A 23,714-nucleotide genomic window follows, 5' to 3' on the forward strand; every position below is an offset into this window, starting at 1 on the left:
TATGGCAAAGAAGAGAATCAAGATATCAGAAATGACGCCTGCCACATCTTTGGTGGGCTTTGTCTCCCTCGGTTATAAGTTTATCAATGGGAAAAAGACAAGCGTACAGTTAGATTTGAGTTACGTGCAAACCGCCTACGAAAAGACGGTCGAAGCAACCGGGAACGCCAACACCGCGGCAGGAAAAGCGGATAAGGCGGCGAAAGATGCGGACGGTAAGATGGCGCAAATAACTGAAGATGCGAATAAAAAAATGACTGACCTTCGTCAGTTGGAGGCAGAAGTTTCCGACGACTATGTGAAATGGGGAGATAGTTATTCTCAGTGGCAGGCGGCCGAACAAGCACGTCAGAATGCAGAACTGAAGCGTCAGGAAGAGTTTGCGAAAAGCAAGACGGACGCCGAGGCCGCGACAGGTAAGGCTAACGCCGCCGCATTGAATGCAGATTTGAAAGCGAAGGCAGCCGAGGAACAGGCAAATTTTGCTAAGGAACAGGGCGAGTTTGCCCAGCAGCAGATTGGCAAGGTCTCTAAATACGATAGTCGTATTACCGCATTGGAGGAAGGCAAGGTAGACGGCGGGTATGCTGAAGAGAATATGTTATACTTGACCGTTGACGGTGTTCCGGTCGGTGATCCTATTCCTGTCGGTTCTGGAACCGGTGGCGGAGGCGGTTCAGCCGGAATCACTTGTAAAGTGAAATCTATTACTGATACTTTACTGTCCACCGTGTCCGGCGCATCTGTCCGGATTGGCTATAACTTTACGTCCATCTACGCAGATGATGGCTCGGAGACAGGTGACGGTACGGCGACTTACACTATCAACTCACAAAAAGTAGCAACACAGGCAATCACGCAGGGAGATAACTATTTCGATGTGGGCAAGTGGCTGGTCATCGGAACGAACAAGGTTAAGGTTACGGTATTGGACAGCACCGGGCAATCTCGTTCGCTGGCTTATACGGTCGAGGTTATCAGCCTCTCGTTGGCGGACAGTTACGACGATACTCTGGTCAACACAGGAGAGATAACTTACCGGTACACGCCCGTCGGGGCTATCGCTAAGACAGTACACTTCGTGCTCGACGGCAAAGAGATCGCGACGAAGGAAACAACCGACTCCAACCGCCAGCTCTCCCAGGTGATCCCGGCACAATCTCACGGCGCACACCGTCTTGTTGTCTACATGACGGCGACGGTCAACGGCGTGGAGGTTCGCAGTAACGAGCTGGCTCATGACTTGATATGTGTTACGACAGGGAATAATACGGTCATTGTCGCTTCGTCTTTCAATCTGGTGACGGCGCAACAGTATGACCGGTTGTCTATCCCGTTCGTCGTTTACAACCCGGCGGCTTCTACCGCCGCCGTCACCCTGTCCGTCGACGGAGTAATCCTGTCGGAACAGACCGTTGACCGGACATTACAGACATGGACCTACCGGATCACTAAGCCGGGTGCGCTGGTCCTGAAGATCGCATCCGGCAGCGTGTCGAAGACGTTTAACTTAGATGTGACGGAAGCAGCCGTGATCGTGGAGCCGGAGACGGCAGACTTGGAACTGTATCTGACGTCACAGAACCGCTCCAACAGCGACAATAATAAAGACGAATGGAAGTCCGGCGATATCTCTTCTACGATGTCCGGGTTTAATTGGAAAACAAACGGCTGGGTGACGGACGATGCCGGGAGTACCTGCCTGCGCGTGAACGGCGGGGCACAGGTTGTTATTCCTCTGATGCTATTTGAAAAGGATTTCCGCGCTACGGGTAAAACGGTAGAGGTCGAGTTCCTTGTGCGTGACGTGTATAACTACGACACACCTGTTATCTCCTGTTGGTCCGGCGAAAGAGGTATTCTTATCACCTCCCAGACGGCACGAATCAAATCGGAACAGTCGGATATCGAAACGAAGTTTAAAGACGAAGAACGCATTCGCCTTGCATTCGTGACAGAGAAAAGATCGGACAACCGGCTACTGTCTATCTATGTAAACGGCATCAAATCTCAAACGTTCCAATACCCGGAGACAGATAACTTCATGCAGGCCGGCCCTGTCGGTATCACAATCGGCGGGGAAGATGCGACAGTCGACATCTACGCTATCCGGTCATACAACAACAACCTGAACCGGTATCAGCTATTGAACAACTACATCGCGGATATCGACGATTACGATAAGAAAGTCGAAGTGTTCAATAAGAACGATATTTACGACGCCTATGGAAATGTCTCTTTCACGAAGGTGAACGAGCGCATCGACTGCCTTGTCTTTGAGGGTGATCTCCCTCAATACAAAGGTGACAAGAAGACGAATAAGATATACTACTATTCGTCCGGCAATAGTGTACTGAATTGGTGGGCGAACGTAAAGAACAACGTCCAGGGGACCAGCTCGCAGTATTACCCTCGAAAGAACTACAAATTTGAGTTTATCGACGGTCTGACATACATCGAGAGCGGGGAACAGGCAGAAATGTTCCAAGTAACGGACGAAGTTCTGCCGGCAAAGGTATTCTGTATCAAAACGGACTTTGCCGAATCATCCGGTACGCATAATACAGGTGTAGCCAATTACGCCGACTGGATGTTAAAAGAGATGGGCTTCTTAACCGAAGCGCAGAAGGAAGATCCTAAGACCCGTACGACGGTTGCCGGCAAACCTTGTGTATTGTTCCACAAGGCTACCCCGGACAGTGAGCCGGTATTCGTTGGCAAGGTAAACCTTAACACAGACAAGGCTGCAGAGAACACATTCGGTTTCAAGGACGGTGACGAGAGTTGGGAGTTCCTGAACAACACTTCCGACTTGGCACTGTTCAAGTCGGCAGACTTTACGAAGTGGCAGGAAACAATCGAGGCGCGTTATCCGGACGGTGGTGCCGACATCACAGAGGTGAAGAAAATATTTGATTGGGTAGTCTCATGTAAAGGTGACCCGGCAAAGTTTAAGGCGGAATACAGTCTATATTTCGACAAGGATATGCTCGTTATCTACGCGCTCCTTACCTTGGTATTTGGCATGACCGACCAGCGCGCAAAGAACATGTTCCTGACGCGCTACCGTGGCAAGTTGTGGCTGTTTATCCTGTACGATAATGACACCCTGTTACCGATCAACAACGAAGGTCTGATAGCCTTGCTTTATAACGTCGAAACGCACGATACTGTGAACGGCGCGAATGTCTGGAACGGTGCCGACAGTGAGCTGTGGAAGCTTGTAGAGGAAGCCTTTGCCGACGAAATACGGGAGATGTACTACACGATGCGTCAACGAAACATCCTCTCTTACGACAAGCTCATGGACTACCTCTATACCCGCCAGGCTGGTAAGTGGTCGGAAGCTATCTATAACGAGGACGGATATTACAAGTATGAGCAGCCTTTGATTGAGGGTTATTTGGATTACTCTCAATCGCATGAGAACCCGCAGACGATCAAGACAGGGGCTTACCTGTACGCTCTTCAGGGATCGCGTGAGATGTACGGTAAATGGATTTGGAAAAATCGCTTTCTGTACCTCGATAGTAAATTCTTAGCCGGTTCGATCCTGGGTGATACTGCTGTGTTCAGAACCTATACTCCGGCCGTTTGGGAAGGAGTAGAGCCTTGTGCCGACCTCACACTGACGGCGTTTAATGCGATGTACTTTAATGTCAAGTGGGGATCAGTGACGAAGTCTCAACGTGTAGGCTTTAACGAGACAAAGACAATGACGGCCCCGGAAAACATGCAGTTTAACGACACGGAAACGATCATATACGGCGCATCCCTGATCGCTTCTCTGGGTGACCTCTCGCCGCTGTATCCCGGTACTGTAGATGTATCAAAGATGAGCCGGTTGAAGGAGTTAATCGTCGGCTCTGGGGTGGAAGGCTACCAGAACCGGAATCTGCGTAGTCTGTCTATCGGAACGAACCGTATGTTAAAGAAATTGGACGTCCGTAACTGTCCGGAGTACTCCGAGCCGATCGAGCTACGCAACTGTACGAACATCGAAGAGATATACGCACAGGGCACGGCGATCACCGCTGTAAACCTTCCGGAAGGTGGTAACCTGGCTAAGCTGTATTTGCCTGGCACTATCACGAACTTAACACTGAAGAATCAGCCGAAGTTGTTAGATGCATTTTTTGAGTTGGCCGGCGTCGAAAAGCTATCTACGATCATCAGCGAGAGCACGCCCGGAGTGAACATCTTCCCGGTTGTCGATAGATGTTTGTCAATGAAGAATCCTGCTTTGAGCCGTGTCCGCCTAATCGATCTCAATGCTACAGGGGCTAACCTTGACATCCTGTACAAGCTGATCAAGCTCGGTGGGGTTGACGAAAAGGGCAATAACGTTGCGACGGCTGTCGTGACGGGTAAGTTCCATGCGGTGACGGCTGTCGAGGATAAATTAGCCGCGATCCGGGCGGCATTCCCGGAGTTGGAGGTAACCTACACGAATCTGAAGGCACCGACGGTGACGACGTTTACGTTCTCATCTTCGCAGTCGAAGACTATCACAAACTCTACGTTTGAGTGCAATTTTGAGGCTGTAAAGGTCAGTGAAACGACGTACAAGGTGACGGCAGATGATGACTCAATTATTGAGTTCACTTTCAGGTGTGACAATCACGAAGACTATTCAGATACATACCTTGTTGCTGGCACGCGCTCGCAATCATATAGTATTACCTATATTCCCCTCCGAAAAATCCGCGTCAAGGTTTATAATCAGAATCTATATATTGAAAATGCGCGCGTAATAATTGGTAATGATGTTTACGTCACAGATGCAGATGGCTATGTAACATTAAAGCGAGGCGGGGAAGCTGTGGAGGGAACTGTAGAAGCTGCTGGATATGCAGGGAATACCTTCTCCTTTGCGGCCATTACCAATGACACAACACATACAGTAGAAGTCTATGCCGCTGTAGAAGTAAAGTTTATAGTGAAAGATGATCTTTCAAATTCAGTAGAAGGTGCTACGGTTTCTTGCGACGGAAAAGAAGCGATTACAAATCTTTATGGAGAATGTATATTGCTATTGGGGAAGGGGACATTGAGTTATACAGTGACACACCCTAATTGTTTGGATTATATAGGTGAAATTAATATAGGGACTTCTGCTATTTCAGTAAATGTTTCTTTATTCTTAAACCCTATTGTTTTTAAACCAAAAGAGAATGGGAATATCCAAATGGCCTATTTAGGAGATCGTGTTGCCGATATATACATTATATCGACTACGACCGATTATATTATAAATTGGGGGGATGGAAGTAGTGATATTGCTAAAGGTACCAGTTCGTCGTATGAACATACTTATACTTCTAAAGGAATATATCAAGTAGAAATTTCTAATTGTGAAAACATAACAAAAGCATCCGGTGGGCGGTATTCATTATACGCTTATTGGAGTATCGGTAATAGTAAAATCAATAATATTTCTTTTGATCAATGTCGTGAGACGAGATATGTTGGATTAGTGTTTGAAAATGATATAAATCGACAAGATTTCAAAAGCTGTTTCTATTACAACCAACGCCTCCTTTTCTACGCAAAAGGGCTGTTGGATAAATGTGTGAAAGCACAGAATTTTAGCTCTTTTATGGGTTTGTGCCCTTATCTTCAAACTGTATATATAGATACTTTTGATAATTGTACTGAAATAAATAACTTTTCTTATTCTTATAAGAACTGCTATGAATTATCAAAAGTCGTTATACCAGCTAATGTTAGCGATCTCGGCGTTGAAACTTATTATGGTTGTAGAAGTCTGAAATATATTAAAGCAATCACAATAACGCCTCCAACTATAGACACTTCTACTTTTTATAATACAAATAATTGTCCAATCTACGTCCCTGATGAATCCGTCGACACCTATAAAACGGCAACCAATTGGTCCGCATTAGCAGCCCGTATTAAACCCATGAGTGATTTTGCAACAGATTTTCCCGATGAAGTATTAGAGGAGGAAACAGCATGAAAACAGATGAATTGAACAGTAGACACATTACAGCGGAAGAAGGTAAAGTCTTCCGCCGTATATCGGATCAGGTAATGTTCGGGAAAGAAATATATCTCGGCTATACTTATTACCTGAATGGTGAAAAGTTGGAAGTCCCCTTGCTGGAACTCCCTGAACACTTTGAAGAGATCGACGCTCCTGTCGAGGACGAAGTAATACTCGATGAAGTTACGGAACTCTTACCCGACGAACCTGTAGAGCAGCTACCGGACGAAGAACTGGCAGACGAACCGGATCAGCCTCAAAAGGTCACACTATCCGACTACCGGGCACTGGAAGAGAAGGTAGCCAAGATGATGGAATTATTAGGCATTAATTAACCCGCCGGGCAACCGGCACAAAACAAACTTATATGGCAAAGATTTATTACAACAGTAAGATCGCGAAGATCGTCACATTCCTGGCCGACTTCGCAACAGTTATGCTCTTCGGGGCAGTGTTCACAGAACATTCTGAACTATCCAGTCGGACGAAGTATCATGAGGCTGTTCACGTGGAGCAGTATCAAACCTTATTCACCGCCGGCCTGGCTCTCGCGTTAGGGATTGTGTTCACCTGCTTCGCATTTGACAAATTCGGCTGGTGGATGCTGGCGCTTATCGCTATCCCGCTTTTACTCTATTATGCCTGGTACCTGATAGAGTACCTGATCTGGTTCTTTATCACCCTTGCCAGGCAGAAGGGCAGGAAGTGGAAGGAAGCTCATGACAAAGCGTATTATGCTATTGCGTTTGAAAGAGAAGCCCATGACTTGGAAAACGAGTACCGGAAGCCGTGTAACGAAAGGAAGTATGCGAGTAGTTTCAGCTTTCTGAAATACTACTAATAAGGTAACATCAAGGGGGAGCTTCACTTCACAGCGTAACTCCCCTATAAAAAGGAAATTGAGGGTGGCTATTCATACAGCCGTACAAATGTAGGTATTAAAGACAATATAATATATAAATCAATGGTTATATACGATAAAAAGAATGAGGTAATTCTTGACATTCCAGTTGATGATACAAGTTATCGTTACCGGGCCATCAAGCAAGGTGATAAAGTATATCTTTACTTCTCCCTCACGGATCATGTTGAAATACCGATCTATAGTTATATCGAGTTTCAAGGGCAACGCTATACACTCTGGAAGCCGGAAAACTTGACCAAACATGGGGAGCGCAACCTGGAATATACCGTCGTGTTTGGTGGATGGTGGGAATTGCTGAACCGGACGAAATACAAGTTACTCTCCGGCAAGCCTCATAAATTGAAGTTTCCACTGACAGCTAAACCGCGTATGTTCATGCAACTTCTTATCGACAACTTGAACCTGCATGACAGTGGTTGGACGCTGGGAACTTGTATTGAAGCAAGCGAAAAGGTAATAGCCTTCAATCACGAAACCTGTATGGAAGTGATTAACAGGATATCCGATGAATACAATACTGAATTTGAATTTGTAAACAAGACTATCAATTTCGGCAAAGTAGAGCGTTTCAAAGATGATCCGCTTCCGTTAAGCTACGGTAAAGGCAACGGCTTTAAAACAGGCCTCGGCCGCCAGAATCAAGCGAAAAAGCCCCAGTTACTATATTATATGTACAAGGTGGTGAACGGAATATCGATTCATCCAAATACGGCAGTACTTCTCTACTACTCCCTAAAAATCAGGAGTTAGAATATCAGGGACGCCGTTATAAAACCGATGCCGATGGTATGTTTATCACACGTGCAGATCGTGAGTTGACAACATACAATGAAGATGGCTACGATGCTTCCAATATTTATCCGTCGCGCGTGGGAACGATTAGCGAAGTCATTGTGGTAGATGTTGAAAAGAATTTTTATGACATCAAAGACAACACTATTCCTGCTGCTTTAGATTATTCCCAATGTCGGATTGCGGGAGAAAAAGCAACGATCATCTTCCAAAGCGGAATCATGGCCGGAAAGGAATTTGATATTGAACAAACAGATGATGCCTTGACTGGTTATGTCCATACAGAGCGCAGGTTTAAAATTGTGCCACAAGAAATTGACGGAACGATCATGCCCAATGATACATTCAAGCCTGCCATTGGTGACACATATGCCATATTCAACATATCGCTTCCTGATGCCTATGTATGCGACAATACAACCAAAACAGGAGCTTCCTGGGATATGTTTCGGGAGGCTGTCCAATATATGTATGAAGAGGAAGAGGAAAACTTTACGTTTACTGGCGAACTTGATGGCATCTGGGCCAAGAAGAAATGGTTGGAGGTAGGCGGCAAGTTGCAACCGGGTAGTTATATTCTGTTTAGCGATACGCAGTTCCAGCCGAACGGCTTGCCGATCCGGATCATTGGCATAAAGGACTATATCAATAACCCTCACAGCCCGGAACTGGAACTGTCAAATACGCCAGTACCAGGTTTCCTTTCCTCCGACTTGGGCAAACTGGAAGGTGATGAGGTCAAAGATGAAGAGCGGCACAACAATGCTTTGTCTTTTACCAAGCGTCGCTGGCGTGACGCGGTCCAAGCCTTATCTATGCTTGAAGCTGCCATTTCGGGGTTTAGTGCATCTATCAACCCGATCACAATCCAAACAATGGCGATGTTGGTTGGGGACGAAAGTCTTCAATTCCGATTCGTTAATAGTAAAACAAATCCGTCAGAAATCATCCCAGATTTCAAATATAACCAGCAAACGAAAGTATTCACTATTCCGGCAGGGATTCTGCAACACATGACATTGGGTGTATCTAAATTGTCCTCTTCTCATGCCGCATCTGAATATAAATATTGGAATATGTCGGCTTATACATCACCTCCGCTGGACGAAGACAACGCTATGTATCTCTATTCCAAATGTAGTAAATCAGGGACAACAGGTTCGTTTATCCTAAGCAAAACGCCTTATAAAATGGACCCAGGCGATGGATACTATTATTTTCTGACTGGCGCCTTATCAAGTGAATTTGAAGATGAACGTAGTTTCGTAACGGTCTATGGTTTTACAGAAATCCTCCCAGGACGCATAACAGTTGGGCTTATTGTTAGTCCTAATGGGGAAACCTATTTTAATGTAGCACAGGGGGAAATTGGTGGTAAAATTGTATTTAAAGCTGGTACAACAGGTTATAATAATATAGCAGACAGGCCTGACCTGAATGACTGGTCTTATAGTATTATTAAAGATGCGAATCAGCAAATAACACTTGATGTCAATGCGGCGAAAGAGGCCTTAGCTAAAAATTTAGGATATAGTAGTTATGCTGCAATGGTTATGTCTGCGGCAAATGGCGAGTCCCTTCTTGATGGTGGATACTTACGTACAAATCTGATTGATGCGGAAGCTATTGTAACAAAAGCTTTAGTAACAAAGATTATTAATGCTGATTATATCTCTTCTTTGGAAATTGTCACAGGAAACCTTACTGTAACAACTGGAGCGAAAATAGCAGACTTTGTTGTCGATGCTGGTCGGTTAAAGCATGTAGGGAACAATTTTTCCGAGGTTGCAAAATTATATATCGGGAATGTAGATAAAGGTTCTACGGAAACTTATAATGCAATTATTACCGCTTTGGGAATTGATATAACGACTAATATATCAGGAGCTTACTCTGCTACATCGCATTTAAAAAATATGTTCGTCGACAATACTGCAACATCTAACCCGAAGACATCAATGCTGATAAAGGCAGACTACGGAGTAAAGAATACAGCTTTAGCAGTGTTTGGTAACGTTGCTGTGACAGGTAATGTCACAGGATTGGGTATTCCAATAGGCAATATACCTAATTCAACAACTGGATATGATCATAATTGTAGCCTTGTTAATGCAGGAACATATACGCTTCCTACCGGTGAATCAATCAAGGATTGGTTTGGCGATAATCCTAATTCATGGAAAGCCTATTGCGGTAATAAAGGTGGCATGGACGCGCAAGACTATGATCTATACATCGCTTGCGCATATTGGGCAACCGGTTCTGCTATAATAAACGGAAATACAAACGGTAATAGCGACTACTCTCTTCTATCAGGGACTCCGCTATATGGAATTAATGTGGTTCGAAGTGGAGCTGGATATGTGGAATTGAAGCCGGGTCAAACCGGACACTTTAAAAAGATTGGTCGTACTTGGTATTGTTTAGGAATTAATTGATTGATTATGGTACTAATAGTAAATAGAACAACAGGTAGGATAATCAATGATTATCTCCTGAAGAGAGGGGAGTTGAGATGTGAGCAGATGTTCGATACCTGGAGGCGCACGGATGGTTACGTTGTTTATCCGAATGATTGCTATCTGGCTCTGAAATGGGATGATGAATACGATTTCAGCTCCGATGAAGAAATACTCGGTCACACGAACGTGTATTACTACATCGACAAACAGATCGTGTTAAAACGGATCGTCGAACCCGAATACGTTCGCCAGCAAATCGGCTGGCTGGAAGATGAGCTTAAGACAACCGATTACAAGGTTATTAAAGCCTATGAAGCTTATTTGATCGGCGAATCTGTCCCTTATGACTTTAACCTGGTTCACATTGAGCGGCAAGCGATACGAGATAAAATTAATGAGTTAGAAAAACTTTTAAACGATAATGCGGATGAAGAACAATAATTGATAAAACACCCAAACGGGGGCAGGTGTAAAAGAAAGCCCCCAGTTCGTTAGTAGTTCTCTGACCTACATACTAACAAAATGCGACACGCCGCACGACCGGGGGCTTTAGACCTTCAGTCGCGACGTGTCGCATTTTGCATGTATGTAAGTCAGAGACTACAAAAGTATAAACAATTAAAAACAAGTCAAAATGAAAACACCTATTAGTTATTACGGAGGCAAACAAACAATGTTAAAGCACATCCTACCATTGATTCCAGAGCATACCATATACACGGAAGCGTTCTGTGGCGGTGCTGCTGTCTTATTTGCAAAACAACCTGTCTCTTGCGAAGTGATCAATGATGTTAATGCTGAAATTATTAATTTCTATTGGATAGCACAATGCTATTATCCTGAGTTGAAAGTTGAGATTGACAAGACTTTACATAGTCGATGTCAACACGAACATTTTCAGTATATATACAATAATCCTGCAATGTTTCGACCATCTGAACGTGCTTGTGCATTCTGGTATCTGACAAAAACATCTTTCGCGAGCAAAATAAACGGGACATTTGGATTTGATTTCCAAGGAGGAATGCCAAAAAAGCTACGAAATGCCAAAGATGCATTTACAGAAGAACTTTGTACTCGTTTGGAACATGTAACAATAGAATGTCAAGATGCGCTGTCAGTCATTCAACGTTACGATCGCCCTGGAGCATTTCATTTTGTTGATCCACCTTACATTGATACAAACTGTGCCCATTATAATGGGCTATTCAATGAACAGGCGTTCATTGACTTATTAGAAGTGCTGTCCACGTTGAAAGGGAAGTTTATGTTAACAATGTTTCCTAATGTCCATATCACTGAGTATTCAAACAAGTTCAATTGGACGATCCACAAAGTTGAACGGACTATAACTGCAAGTCGAACCAGCCGAAGGAAACAAGAAGAATGGATTGTATGTAATTACTAAAGAAATGGCGTTTAAACATCAAGCAAAGTCTGTTTAAACGCCATTTTATTTTTATACTTTTCGTTCCAAAAAGCTGTACCCGTCGTTTTGCCAATTATATTGTTTCTATTTATAGAAACTTTTGTATCTTTGTCATGTTGGATGATAAGCACATGGAAGCAAGAGAGAAGTTTAAAGTGATATATTTGCCTAACGCCATAGAATTTCTACAATGGATAAAAAGAAATTTTATACACAAGAAGAGGTCGAGGATATGCTGATTGGGAAAAAAGGGACTCCAAGACGTGATAAATATGAAGAAGACTTGGAAATGTTCCGGATAGGTGAAGCTATCAAACAAGCAAGGCAAGCACAGAGACTCACCCAGGAAGAATTAGGGCGGTTAGTCGGTGTGCAAAAAGCTCAAATATCCAGGATAGAAAATGGTAAGAATCTGACATTTTCTACTGTAATAAAGTTATTAAAAGCGATGGGATTAAGTGCCCAGTTGGAAATAAGCAACTTAAATAAAATCGCTTTGTGCTAAAAAAACGTATGGTTAAATAGTAAATTACTATCTTTGCACCCTGTAAGCGAGGGATATCCTTTGTTATCCCTTGTACGAACGAATACCATTAATAAATCGACGATATGATTCTATTCTTTCAATCTCCTACAAAGACGGTGTTAGCTGTGGAGGCTGCACACGCTTTCTCTCCTGAAGATGTAGAAAAATTAGTTTGGGCGTTTAGCGAGGCAAAACCTCTCCAGGCTGAAACGCTGGAAGGCTGGTACGTGGGACCGCGCCGGGAAATGATTACCCCCTGGAGTACGAATGCTGTGGAAATCACCCAGAATATGGGGCTCACAGGCATCGCACGCATCGAGGAATACTTCCCCGTTTCATCGGGCGAAGCCGAACACGACCCGATGTTGCAACGCATCTACAACGGTCTGAACCAGGACATCTTCACGATCAGTAAACAACCGGACCCGATTGTCTATATCGAAGATATCGCCGCCTACAACAAGCAGGAAGGACTGGCGTTGAGCGACGAAGAAGTGGCTTACCTCAACGAAGTGAGCCAGAAGTTGGAACGCCGGCTGACCGACAGCGAAGTGTACGGCTTCGCACAGGTAAACTCGGAACACTGCCGCCACAAGATCTTCGGCGGTACGTTCATCATCGACGGAGAAGAGAAAGAAAGCTCCCTCTTTAACCTGATTAAGAAAACATCGGCGGAGAACCCGAATAAGTTGGTTTCCGCCTATAAAGATAACGTGGCGTTCAACGAAGGCCCGGTGATCGAACAGTTTGCACCGGCAAGCGGCGACAAACCTGATTTCTATGAAGTGAAGGAAATCAAATCGGTTATCTCGCTGAAAGCCGAAACACACAACTTCCCGACAACAGTCGAGCCGTTCAACGGCGCTGCAACGGGTTCGGGCGGTGAGATACGCGACCGTCTGGGCGGTGGTAAGGCTTCGCTTCCGATTGCCGGAACAGCAGTCTACATGACGGCTTACCCGCGTACCGAAGGGGCCCGCGAATGGGAAAAGATCCTCGACCCGCGTCCCTGGTTGTACCAGACTCCGGAACAGATTCTGATCAAGGCGTCGAACGGTGCTTCCGATTTCGGTAACAAGTTCGGACAACCGCTGATCTGCGGTTCGGTGCTGACATTCGAACATGAAGAGAACAACAAGAAATATGGATACGACAAGGTGATCATGCTTGCCGGCGGTGTAGGTTATGCCAATATGCGCGACGCGCTGAAGGGCGATCCCGAACCGGGCGAAAAGGTCGTGCTGTTAGGTGGTGACAACTATCGTATCGGTATGGGCGGCGGTGCCGTTTCTTCGGTGAACACGGGCCAGTACACCAGCGGTATCGAGCTGAACGCCGTACAACGTGCCAACCCGGAAATGCAGAAACGTGTTTCCAACGTAATCCGTGCCATTGCCGAGTCGGACAACAATCCGGTCATCTCTATCCACGACCACGGTGCAGGCGGCCATCTGAACTGTCTGTCCGAACTGGTGGAAGCGACCGGAGGGCATATCGACATGAGCCAGTTGCCTGTTGGCGACCCGACACTTTCCGCCAAGGAAATTGTGGGAAACGAGAGCCAGGAACGTATGGGCTTGCTGATGAAGGAAGAGGATGTTGCCCGCGTACGACGCATTGCCGACCGCGAACGCTCTCCGATGTATGTCGTAGGTGAAACGACCAACGACATGAAGTTTGTTTTCGAACAGGCCGACGGCGTGAAACCGATCGACATCAAACTCGAATATATGTTCGGTAAACCGCCGAGAACAATAATGAAGGACCATACGGTTGAAGAGACCTATGCTCCGGTGGTTTACAAGGAATCCGAACTGCACCATTATCTGGAAAACGTGCTTCAATTGGAAGCTGTGGCATGTAAGGACTGGTTGACCAACAAGGTGGACCGTTCCGTGACAGGCAAGATCGCCCGCCAGCAATGCCAGGGTGAATTACAGTTGCCGTTGAGCGACTTAGGTGCAGTAGCGTTAGACTATCGCGGGAAAGCGGGTATCGCCACTTCTATCGGTCACGCTCCGCAGGTGGCAATGGTCGATCCGGCTGCCGGTTCGGTTATGGCAATCGCAGAATCATTGACGAACATCGTCTTCGCTCCGCTGGCCGACAAGCTGGCTGGTGTTTCCTTGAGTGCCAACTGGATGTGGCCGTGCCGCAACGAAGGTGAAGACGCCCGCCTCTATACGGCTGTTCAGGCAGCATCTGACTTTGCCTGTGCCTTAGGCATCAATATCCCGACTGGTAAAGACTCTTTGTCGATGACGCAGAAGTATGGAGACGACAAAGTGATCGCTCCGGGTACGGTTATCATTTCGGCAGGTGCAGAGGTGAGCGACATCCGCAAGATCGTTTCTCCGGTATTGGCGCACGAAAAGAATTCTTACATATATTATATAGACTTCTCGTTCGACACGATGAAGTTGGGTGGTTCCGCTCTTGCACAGGTGTTGAACAAGTTAGGCAACGAAGTGCCGACCGTAAAGGACAGCGAATATTTCGCCGATGCGTTCAACGCAGTCCAGGATGCAATCGAAAAGGGCCTGATCCTTGCCGGACACGATATCTCGGCCGGCGGTATGATCACGACATTGCTCGAGATGTGTTTCGCCAACGTCGAAGGCGGTCTGGAAGTAAATTTAGACAAGCTGTCCGAACAGGATATCGTCAAGATCCTGTTTGCCGAAAACCCGGGTATCCTGGTTCAGGTGAAAGACAAGAAAGCATTCGAGAAGCTGATGGAAGAAGCAGGCGTAGGCTTTGCCGCTATCGCCAAGCCGACCAGCGAACGTCATATCCTAATTTCCAAAGAAGGCATCCAATATCATTTCGGCATCGACTATATGCGTGACGTCTGGTACGAATCGTCTTACAAGCTGGATATCAAGCAGAGTGGCAGCGTATGTGCTGGTAACCGCTTCGAAAACTATAAGATGCAGCCGTTGGAATTCAAATATCCGAAAGGCTTCACCGGCAAGCTGTCTGCTTACGGCCTGACAGCTGACCGCAAAGGCCAGAGCGGAATCCGTGCCGCTGTCATCCGTGAAAAGGGTTGCCAGTGCGAACGCGAAACTTCCTACGCCCTGTATCTGGCCGGTTTCGATGTGAAAGACGTTCACATGACCGACTTGGCTTCCGGACGCGAAACGTTGGAAGATGTAAACATGATCGTCTTCTGCGGTGGTTTCTCCAACTCCGATGTCTTGGGCTCTGCCAAAGGATGGGCCGGCGGTTTCTTATATAACGAGAAGGCGAAAAAGGCATTGGATAACTTCTATGCACGTCCCGACACGCTGAGTTTGGGTATCTGTAACGGTTGCCAGCTGATGGCCGAATTAGGCGTGGTTTATCCGGAGCATGAAAAGAAACATAAGATGTTGCACAACGATTCGCACAAGCTCGAATCGAACTTCATCACGGTCGAGATTCCGAAGAACCATTCGGTTATGTTCGGCTCGATGAGCGGTTTGAAATTAGGTATCTGGATCACGCACGGAGAGGGCAAGTTCTCTTTCCCGTACGAAGAAAAGGAATATCACATTGCGCTGAAGTACAACTACGAAGGCTATCCCGCCAACCCGAACGGTTCGCCCTGGTCGGTTGCCGGTGTTTGCTCGCACGACGGCCGCCACATGGCCATGATGCCTCACCTGGAACGCGCCATGTTCCCCTGGCAGTGCGGTTACTATCCGGAAGATCGCCGCAACAACGACGAAGTCACTCCCTGGATCGAGGTTTCGTGAATGCACGGAAGTGGATTGAAGAGCGCAAGAAATAATATTTCAATGAAAAGTCGCGTTATAATATAGCGCGACTTTTTTTATTTAAGAAAGGTTGTTTATCTATTAATCATTAAAACATCATCCATTATGAAGAAGATTGCTTTATTGTTGTTTCTGTTTGTCACTTTACAGATTAGTGCACAAGAAGTTCATTTCCTCCCGAAAGTCGGATTGAATCTGGCCACCATGACAAACAGTGACGGGGGAAACATGAAACCGGGACTAAACATCGGTGTCGCAGCAGAGTTTCTTATTAATCCCCAATTTGCTATCGAACCGGGCATTTACTATTCCATGCAAGGTATAAAAGTATCAGAAAGTGGAGCTACTGCGAAATTCAAAAATGATTATCTGAATATTCCGATTTATGCAAAAGCCTACTTATATGAAGGGCTTTACGCTTTTGCCGGTCCTCAGTTCGGCTTTCTGGTCGGTTCCAAGATTTCCGCATCCGAGGGCAAGGTCAGTGGTTCCGTTAAGACAAAAGACTTATACAATAAAGTCGATGTTGCTTTAGGTCTCGGACTTGGTTATCAGTTTAGTTCCGGCTTATTGGTCTCCATGAACTATAATATCGGACTCACCAATATACTCTCGGACGATGGTATGAATCTCGGAGGAGAAAATATAAACTGGGGAGGAGAAAAATCCCGCAACGGTGTACTCCAGATCAATCTTGGCTGGAAATTCTGATTTCACTCCGGAGAATAAGAATAAGCCAAAAGACCCCTTACATTCTAAACAAGAGGTGTAGTTCTCAATATACTACACCTCTTGTTTATTATATCCGGCTATTAATTTGTTCCCTTCACTTTAATGTATATCTTCGCAACGTAAATATAAACCTTTACTAAAATTTACGACAAATGGAAGAATTACAAGTTATCCAGAACAAGATTTATGAGATCAGAGGGAATAAAGTTATGCTGGATTTCGATCTGGCTGAGCTCTATGGAGTTGAAACAGCCCAATTAAAACGTTCTGTTCGACGTAATATGAAACGATTTGAAGGGGATGATTTTATGTTTGAGTTAACTCGGGAGGAACTTTCAAGATGCCATTTTGGCATCTTGAACAAAGGAAGAGGTTTTAACATTAAGTATTTGCCTTTTGCTTTTACAGAATTAGGTGTAGCGATGCTTAGTAGTGTTCTTAAATCCGATATTGCCATTGAAATCAATAGAGGGATTATGCGTGCATTCGTACTCATCAGACAATTCCCCATTCAATCAAAAGAAAATGATTTCACCCTACTCCAGAATGAAGTAAAAGAACTCAAAGAATATATCGAAGAAGCTTTTGCCGATTACAACGACATCAACGACGACACCCGCATGCAGTTGGAACTGATTAACCAAACACTGGCTGAATTGCAAAGTAAAAAGAACTTAATTGATAAACCCCGGCCAAAGATTGGCTTTGTGAAATAGAATATCTATCTTAGTAACGTAAATATAAACCTTTACTAAATTTACGACAAATGGAAGAATTACAAGTTATCCAGAACAAGATTTATGAGATTAGAGGGTATAAAGTTATGCTGGATCGTGATCTGGCTGAAATGTATGGAGTTCAGACTAAAGTATTGAACCAAGCAGTCAAACGGAACCCCGATCGTTTTCCTGAAGACTTTATGTTTCAGTTAACCGATAATGAAACCCAAATTTGGAAGTCACAAATTGTGACCTCCAATTCTATAAAGATGGGAGTTCGAAGAAATCCATATGCTTTCACGGAACATGGAGTTATAATGCTCGCAAGTGTGCTAAGAAGTGATATAGCAGTACAGACCAGTATTTTAATAACTCGTGCTTTCGTTGCTATTCGGGAATTAATATTAAATCCTCCAACAGACAGGATTATGGAACTCCAGCAAGAAATAAAAGAATTGAAAACGTATGTCGAAGAAGCTTTTGCCGATTACAACGACATCAACGACGACACCCGCATGCAGTTGGAACTGATTAACCAAACACTGGCTGAATTGCAAAGTAAAAAGAGCTTGAATGACAAACCAAGACCAAAAATTGGCTTTGTGAAATAGAATCTCTATCTTCGCGCTCAAATCATAAAACACATATAAGAATGAAAAAGTCGCTATTCATACTTGCTGTTGCAAGCCTGCTGTCAGGCTTCATTTCCTGTTCCGACAAACAAGGAATACCAAATCAGGATAAACCAGCTCTGATTCCCGCTCCGCAAGAGATTACAGTAAAGAATGATTTTTTCAGCCTTACACGCCGTGCCGCAATCACGCTCGACTCATCCAATCCGGAACTGCTGAAGATTGCGCATTACCTGAATAGCAAGACAGCTCCCGCTACCGGTTTCGAAATACCGGTTGAGAAACACGGGAACATCAAATTCGAGCTGACAGACGATGCGACACTCGGAGCAGAAGGCTATCACCTGCTGGTCAAACACGGTGACGTCATCATTACCGCACACCAGCCTGCCGGAATCTTCTACGGTGTGCAGACCCTGTTGCAAATGCTTCCCCCACAGATAAAGAGCGACCGGAAACAGGAAGACTTCGACTGGACGATCCCATGCGCCGACATCACCGACAAACCGCAGTTTGCCTGGCGCGGACTGATGCTGGACGTCAGCCGGCACTGGTTCACCAAAGAGGAAGTGAAAAAATATATCGACCAACTGGCCGAATACAAAATGAATGTCTTCCACTGGCATCTAACGGACGACCAGGGCTGGCGCTTGGAAATAAAATCATTGCCCCGCCTGACAGAGGTCGGCGCTTGGCGTGCGCCCCGTGTAGGACAATGGTGGCAACGCGAGAAGCAGTTGCCCGGCGAAGAGGCGACTTACGGAGGCTTCTACACGCAAGATGACGTGAAAGAGGTGCTGGCCTACGCAGCAGAACGGTATGTGCGCGTCATTCCGGAAATAGATGTTCCGGGACATAGCCTCGCAGCTCTTGTCGCCTATCCCGAACTGGCCTGTATGAAAGCGCCTGAGACTGTCGGCGTAGGAAATAAATTCTACGGAGAAGACGAGAACACGCTTTGCGTCGGCAAAGAAACCACCTTCGAGTTTATGGACAAGGTATTGACGGAAGTCGCCGCCCTTTTCCCGGACGAATATGTCCATATCGGCGGGGATGAATGTTTCAAAGGTTTCTGGCACAAATGTCCGCGCTGCCAGGCCCGCATGAAAGCGGAGAACCTGAAAGACGAAAACGAATTGCAGAGCTATTTTATCCACCGCATGGAAAGCCTGTTGAAAGAGAAAGGGAAAAAGCTGATCGGCTGGGATGAAATTATCGAAGGCGGACTGGCTCCCGATGCCACTGTCATGAGTTGGCGCGGCATGGAAGGCGGTATCAAATCGGCCAAAGCCGGCCATCATGTGATTATGACACCGACCGAACATTGCTACATCGACCTTTGGCAGGGCGAGCCGTCCGTAGAGCCGGACACCTACTCCATGTGCCGCCTGAAAGACTCTTACAGTTTCAATCCGGTTCCCGACGGCGTACCGGCAGAAATGATATTAGGCGGACAAGGCAACCTCTGGGCTGAATCGGTTCCGACTTTCCGCCATGCCGAATATATGACCTGGCCACGCGGATGGGCCCTTGCCGAAGTGCTCTGGACCGGACCGGAGAAGGCAAACTGGGACCAGTTCTGGCCACGTGTCGAACAGCATTTCCTACGTGCGGATGAAGCACAAATTAAATATGCCCGTAGCATGTATAACGCTATTGTTACACCCCGCTATACGGAGGACGGCTCATTGGAAATCGCACTGGACAGCGAACCGGGTAATCTCGACATCTACTATACATTCGACAATACAGACCCAGACAACTTCACACCCAAGTATGAAGCTCCGCTCCGCGTTCCTAAGAACGCGACCTGGCTGCGTGTCGTCACCTACCGGGACAATCGCCCGATAGGCAAAGTTATTACATTAACGATTAAGGAGTTGGAGAAACGGGCGGAAGATACCCGCCGCGTCATCGGCAACCTGTAACAGAAATGTAATATGTATGTCGTAAATGTGAAACAATATTTCTATTCCTTTGCAGTGTAAATTATAACGATAAATGATGATTTATGGGTGAGCGGATAACGACCTCGTAGGGGCGGTTATTGTATCATCGTAAATCATCATTTAATCCCTAAAAAATCAGGAATGAAATTAAGAACAATTATCGCATTCTGCCTGTTGGCCCTGCTTCCGTTTGCCATGCTGGCGCAGGAAGCGCCGGAGATGGAAAAGCTGAACGCCCGTGTAGATTCATTGGCAGAAGAGACAACGACACTGGGCAACTTGGTCCAAAAACTCAATAAATTCAAAGTATCCGCGTATATACAAGGACAATTCCAATATGGACAGGAAGATGCAACCTTGAAGGTGGGCGACAAAAACGAGCATACAGATAAAGGCTTCAACCGTTTCGGCATCCGGCGCGGACGATTGAAATTTGAATATAATGACGGTATCGGAACCGGCGCCGTACAGCTCGAAGCCAACGATAAAGGCGTCAGCTTCCGTGACCTGTATATCGGTATTAAAGATCCCTGGACCAAACGCAGCCAATTGATGGCCGGTGTGTTCAACCGCCCTTTTGGTCATGAAATCAGTTACTCTACCAGCGGCCTCGAATCGCCCGAACGTGCAACAATCATCCAGTATTTCTTCCCCGACGAACGCGATTTGGGTGCCATGCTGACACTCCGCGCAGATAAGAAAAGCCCTCTTGCCTTCCTCCGCCTGGACGCAGGTCTTTTCGCTGGTAACAGCATTAACCGCGAGACCGACAGCAGGAAAGACTTCATCGGCCGCCTCGGAGCAGAGAAAGAAATCGGCAACTGGGCGAAATGGGGATTAGGCCTCTCCTACTACAACGGCGGTGTCTACAATCCGACTACGACTGCTTACGAGCTTCAAGGTAAACAATTCGTCGAAATCGACAAAGGCGAAACCGGCACCTATATGAAACGTGAATACATCGGCATGGATGCACAATTCTCCTTCCATAGCTCCTGGGGTATCACAACCCTCCGGGGTGAAGGATTATTAGGAACACAACCCGGCATCGCCGGCAGCAGCAAAAGTCCGAACACCGGGACACGTCCGGAAAACCTGCCGGAAAACTCGCTGTTCAAACGTCCCTTCATCGGCTATTTCTTCTATCTGGTACAGGACATCGGAGCATCTCCTTTCTCTGCTGTATTGAAATATGACGCTTATGATCCCAACACCAAACTGAAAGGGAACGAGATCGGTGTCGAAAACAGTTTCACCTCAAAGACAGACCTTGCCCAAAGTACCCTGGGCGTCGGGGCTCTCTATCGTTTCAACAAACACATCCGCGTACAAGCTTACTACGAATTTAACTTTAACGAAAAGAGCGACTTCGTGAAAGGCTATGAAAAAGACCGGAAAGATAACGTCTTCACGCTTCGCCTGCAATATAAGTTTTAATACAAACGTAACATCTGTTTCATACCCTTGCAACACCTCTGTAGTTACTTTGCATACAGAAATTTAATTCATATTTAGCGAAATGAAAAAGACGATTATCCTGCAGCCATGGCCGCCTGTTTGTTTACATCAAATGTATTTGCACAGAAAATCAAAGGAAGTGACACCTGCCTGCCGCTCAGCCAGACAGAAGCAGAGAACTTCATGAACAAAAATAAATCAGCTAAAATAACAGTAACCGGCGGTGGTTCCGGTGTCGGTATTTCAGCATTGATGGAAGGGACAACCGATATTGCCATGTCTTCCCGTAAAATGAAGTTCGACGAGAAAGTCAAACTGCAGGAAGCAAAGAAGAACACGAAAGAAGTGGTTATCGCCTACGATGCGCTGGCAGTAGTCGTACATCCGTCCAATAAAGTGTCCAACCTGACCCGCGAGCAACTGGAAGGCATCTTCACCGGAAAGATCAAAAACTGGAAAGAAGTGGGCGGCGCCGACATGAAAATCGTGGCCTATTCACGTGAAACCTCTTCCGGTACTTACGAGTTCTTCAAGGAAAGCGTTCTGAAGAATAAAAACTACATGAACGGCATCCTCAGTATGCCCGCAACCGGAGCCATCATCCAGTCTGTCAGTCAGACAAAAGGAGCAATCGGCTATGTCGGCCTGGCTACGTAAATAAAGAGGTAAAACCGATCCATGTATCGTATGATGCAGGCAAATCATTTACCGAACCGTCTTTCGAGAACGCAAAGAACAAAACTTATCCGATCGTCCGTCCGCTTTTCTACTACTATGAAGTAAAAAACGAGGGAAAAGTAAAGCCGTTCATCGATTATATTCTTTCTTCAGAAGGGCAGACAACAGTGAAACAAGTCGGTTACATCCCGGTCAAATAAGTTAAATAATGCAAGTCAACCCAGGACAGAGACACACTCTGTCCTTTTTTATTCCCGCGAAGCCTTGATGCACATAATTTACAGATTTGTGCAATATTATTGGTGCTTTTTGCACATTCTTTGGTTAAATATGCTACCTTTGTCCCAATATCTTTTATAAACATATTTTTTAGTCACATGAAGACATTAACAATTGGGGATCTTAAGGCCCGCATTCCAATCATCCAAGGTGGAATGGGCGTAGGAATCTCTCTTTCCGGCTTAGCCTCAGCCGTTGCAAATGAAGGCGGGATTGGCGTTATCTCCGCCGCCGGTCTCGGACTCTTATATAAAAAGCTTTCTCCCAACTACACAGAAGCCGGAAATCTCGGTCTTGCAGCTGAAATACGGAAAGCCCGCGAAAAAGCAAAAGGCATCATCGGTGTGAACGTGATGGTTGCCCTTTCCGATTTTGCCGAACTGGTTAAAACCAGTATCGCAGAAAAGGTAGACATTATCTTCAGTGGAGCAGGCTTGCCCCTGGACTTACCTTCATTCCTGAAGAAAGACAGCGTGACGAAGCTGGTACCCATCGTATCGAGCGCACGTGCCACCCGCATCATCTGCGAGAAATGGAAAAACAACTACGACTACCTCCCCGATGCAATCGTGCTGGAAGGCCCGAAAGCAGGCGGACACTTAGGCTATAAGGAAAACCAGTTGGAAGACGAGCACTTCTCGCTGGAAGAACTGCTGCCCCAGGTAGTAGAAGAAGTATCCCACTTCGAAGAAAAATATAACAAGAGAATCCCGGTAATTGCAGCAGGAGGCATTTATACGGGTGAAGATATCAAACGTGTGATGGACCTTGGAGCATCAGGCGTTCAGTTAGGTACCCGTTTCGTTCCCACCACCGAGTGCGACGCTTCCGAGGCTTTCAAGGAAAGCTATGTAAAAGCGGAAGAAAAGGACATCGAGATCATCAAAAGTCCGGTCGGCATGCCAGGTAGAGCGATACACAGCACTTTCTTGCAGAAGGTAAAAGAAGGCCTGAAACAGCCGAAGAGCTGCCCTTTCAACTGCATCAAGACTTGCGATATTTCGAGAAGCCCCTATTGTATCATTGCAGCTTTGTATAACGCATTCAAAGGCAATTTCGAAAACGGTTACGCGTTTGCCGGCAGCAACGCCTGGCGAACAACCCGGATCATGTCGGTAAAGGAAACGATCAACGAACTGATCAATGACTGGAAAGCAAAAGAGTAATATCTGATATTCCTTACAATGTAAAAAGGGCGTCCCAAAAGGATGCCCTTTTTACATTATCGATAGGTGCCGCCACTGCTCAGGCGAATCTTTGTGCAACTAACGGGTAAACATCGGTCTTCTACTGCATGTCACAGCTGTATTCTTTTCATGTCACAATTGTCTTCCTTCTATGTTACAGTTGGATTTCTTTTGTTTC

Annotated in this window: 14 protein-coding genes and 2 pseudogenes; all 16 read left to right on the forward strand. The window is 45.9% G+C overall.

The window, feature by feature from the left end:
- Position 1 precedes the first annotated feature (1 nt).
- Complete coding sequence (locus tag DW083_RS06150) at positions 2-5,980, forward strand: leucine-rich repeat protein (protein ID WP_122331800.1); 5,979 nt, start codon at positions 2-4, stop codon at positions 5,978-5,980.
- Positions 5,977-6,342, forward strand: coding sequence for a hypothetical protein (locus tag DW083_RS06155; RefSeq protein WP_122331801.1), 366 nt, complete (start codon positions 5,977-5,979; stop codon positions 6,340-6,342). The genes DW083_RS06150 and DW083_RS06155 overlap by 4 nt, the downstream gene beginning before the upstream one ends.
- A 32-nt stretch (positions 6,343-6,374) precedes the next feature.
- Positions 6,375-6,848, forward strand: coding sequence for a hypothetical protein (locus tag DW083_RS06160; protein WP_122331802.1), 474 nt, complete (start codon positions 6,375-6,377; stop codon positions 6,846-6,848).
- A 123-nt stretch (positions 6,849-6,971) separates the two neighbouring features.
- Positions 6,972-7,682: a hypothetical protein gene (locus tag DW083_RS06165; protein WP_122331803.1), complete on the forward strand. Its 711-nt coding sequence runs from the start codon at positions 6,972-6,974 to the stop codon at positions 7,680-7,682.
- A gap of 38 nt (positions 7,683-7,720) precedes the next feature.
- Positions 7,721-10,162: a hypothetical protein gene (locus DW083_RS06170; RefSeq protein WP_122331804.1), complete on the forward strand. Its 2,442-nt coding sequence runs from the start codon at positions 7,721-7,723 to the stop codon at positions 10,160-10,162.
- 6 nt (positions 10,163-10,168) lie between these two features.
- On the forward strand, positions 10,169-10,627 hold the full coding sequence (locus DW083_RS06175; RefSeq protein ID WP_147382099.1) for a hypothetical protein: 459 nt from the start codon (positions 10,169-10,171) through the stop codon (positions 10,625-10,627).
- 193 nt (positions 10,628-10,820) lie between these two features.
- Positions 10,821-11,594, forward strand: a complete 774-nt coding sequence (locus DW083_RS06180; protein ID WP_122331806.1) for a DNA adenine methylase — start codon at positions 10,821-10,823, stop codon at positions 11,592-11,594.
- A gap of 211 nt (positions 11,595-11,805) precedes the next feature.
- Complete coding sequence (locus DW083_RS06185) at positions 11,806-12,120, forward strand: helix-turn-helix domain-containing protein (RefSeq protein WP_122331807.1); 315 nt, start codon at positions 11,806-11,808, stop codon at positions 12,118-12,120.
- Positions 12,121-12,224: 104 nt separating this feature from the next.
- Positions 12,225-15,916, forward strand: a pseudogene (gene purL, locus DW083_RS06190) (phosphoribosylformylglycinamidine synthase).
- 91 nt (positions 15,917-16,007) lie between these two features.
- Positions 16,008-16,613, forward strand: a complete 606-nt coding sequence (locus DW083_RS06195) for a porin family protein (protein WP_115500405.1) — start codon at positions 16,008-16,010, stop codon at positions 16,611-16,613.
- A gap of 173 nt (positions 16,614-16,786) precedes the next feature.
- The gene (locus tag DW083_RS06200) at positions 16,787-17,350 is read left to right on the forward strand and encodes an ORF6N domain-containing protein (RefSeq protein WP_122331808.1); all 564 of its coding nucleotides are present in this window, start codon (positions 16,787-16,789) and stop codon (positions 17,348-17,350) included.
- 50 nt (positions 17,351-17,400) lie between these two features.
- Positions 17,401-17,964, forward strand: a complete 564-nt coding sequence (locus DW083_RS06205) for an ORF6N domain-containing protein (RefSeq protein ID WP_122331809.1) — start codon at positions 17,401-17,403, stop codon at positions 17,962-17,964.
- Between the two features lie 41 nt (positions 17,965-18,005).
- Positions 18,006-19,913: a beta-N-acetylhexosaminidase gene (locus DW083_RS06210; protein ID WP_122331810.1), complete on the forward strand. Its 1,908-nt coding sequence runs from the start codon at positions 18,006-18,008 to the stop codon at positions 19,911-19,913.
- 162 nt (positions 19,914-20,075) lie between these two features.
- Complete coding sequence (locus tag DW083_RS06215; protein WP_122331811.1) at positions 20,076-21,371, forward strand: hypothetical protein; 1,296 nt, start codon at positions 20,076-20,078, stop codon at positions 21,369-21,371.
- 82 nt (positions 21,372-21,453) lie between these two features.
- Positions 21,454-22,270, forward strand: a pseudogene (locus tag DW083_RS06220) (phosphate ABC transporter substrate-binding protein).
- A 177-nt stretch (positions 22,271-22,447) separates the two neighbouring features.
- On the forward strand, positions 22,448-23,515 hold the full coding sequence (locus tag DW083_RS06225; RefSeq protein WP_115500399.1) for a nitronate monooxygenase family protein: 1,068 nt from the start codon (positions 22,448-22,450) through the stop codon (positions 23,513-23,515).
- Positions 23,516-23,714 lie beyond the last annotated feature (199 nt).

Origin of the sequence: Parabacteroides sp. AF48-14 (genome assembly GCF_003477465.1) — a bacterium.
Classification (GTDB): Bacteria; Bacteroidota; Bacteroidia; order Bacteroidales; family Tannerellaceae; genus Parabacteroides; species Parabacteroides acidifaciens.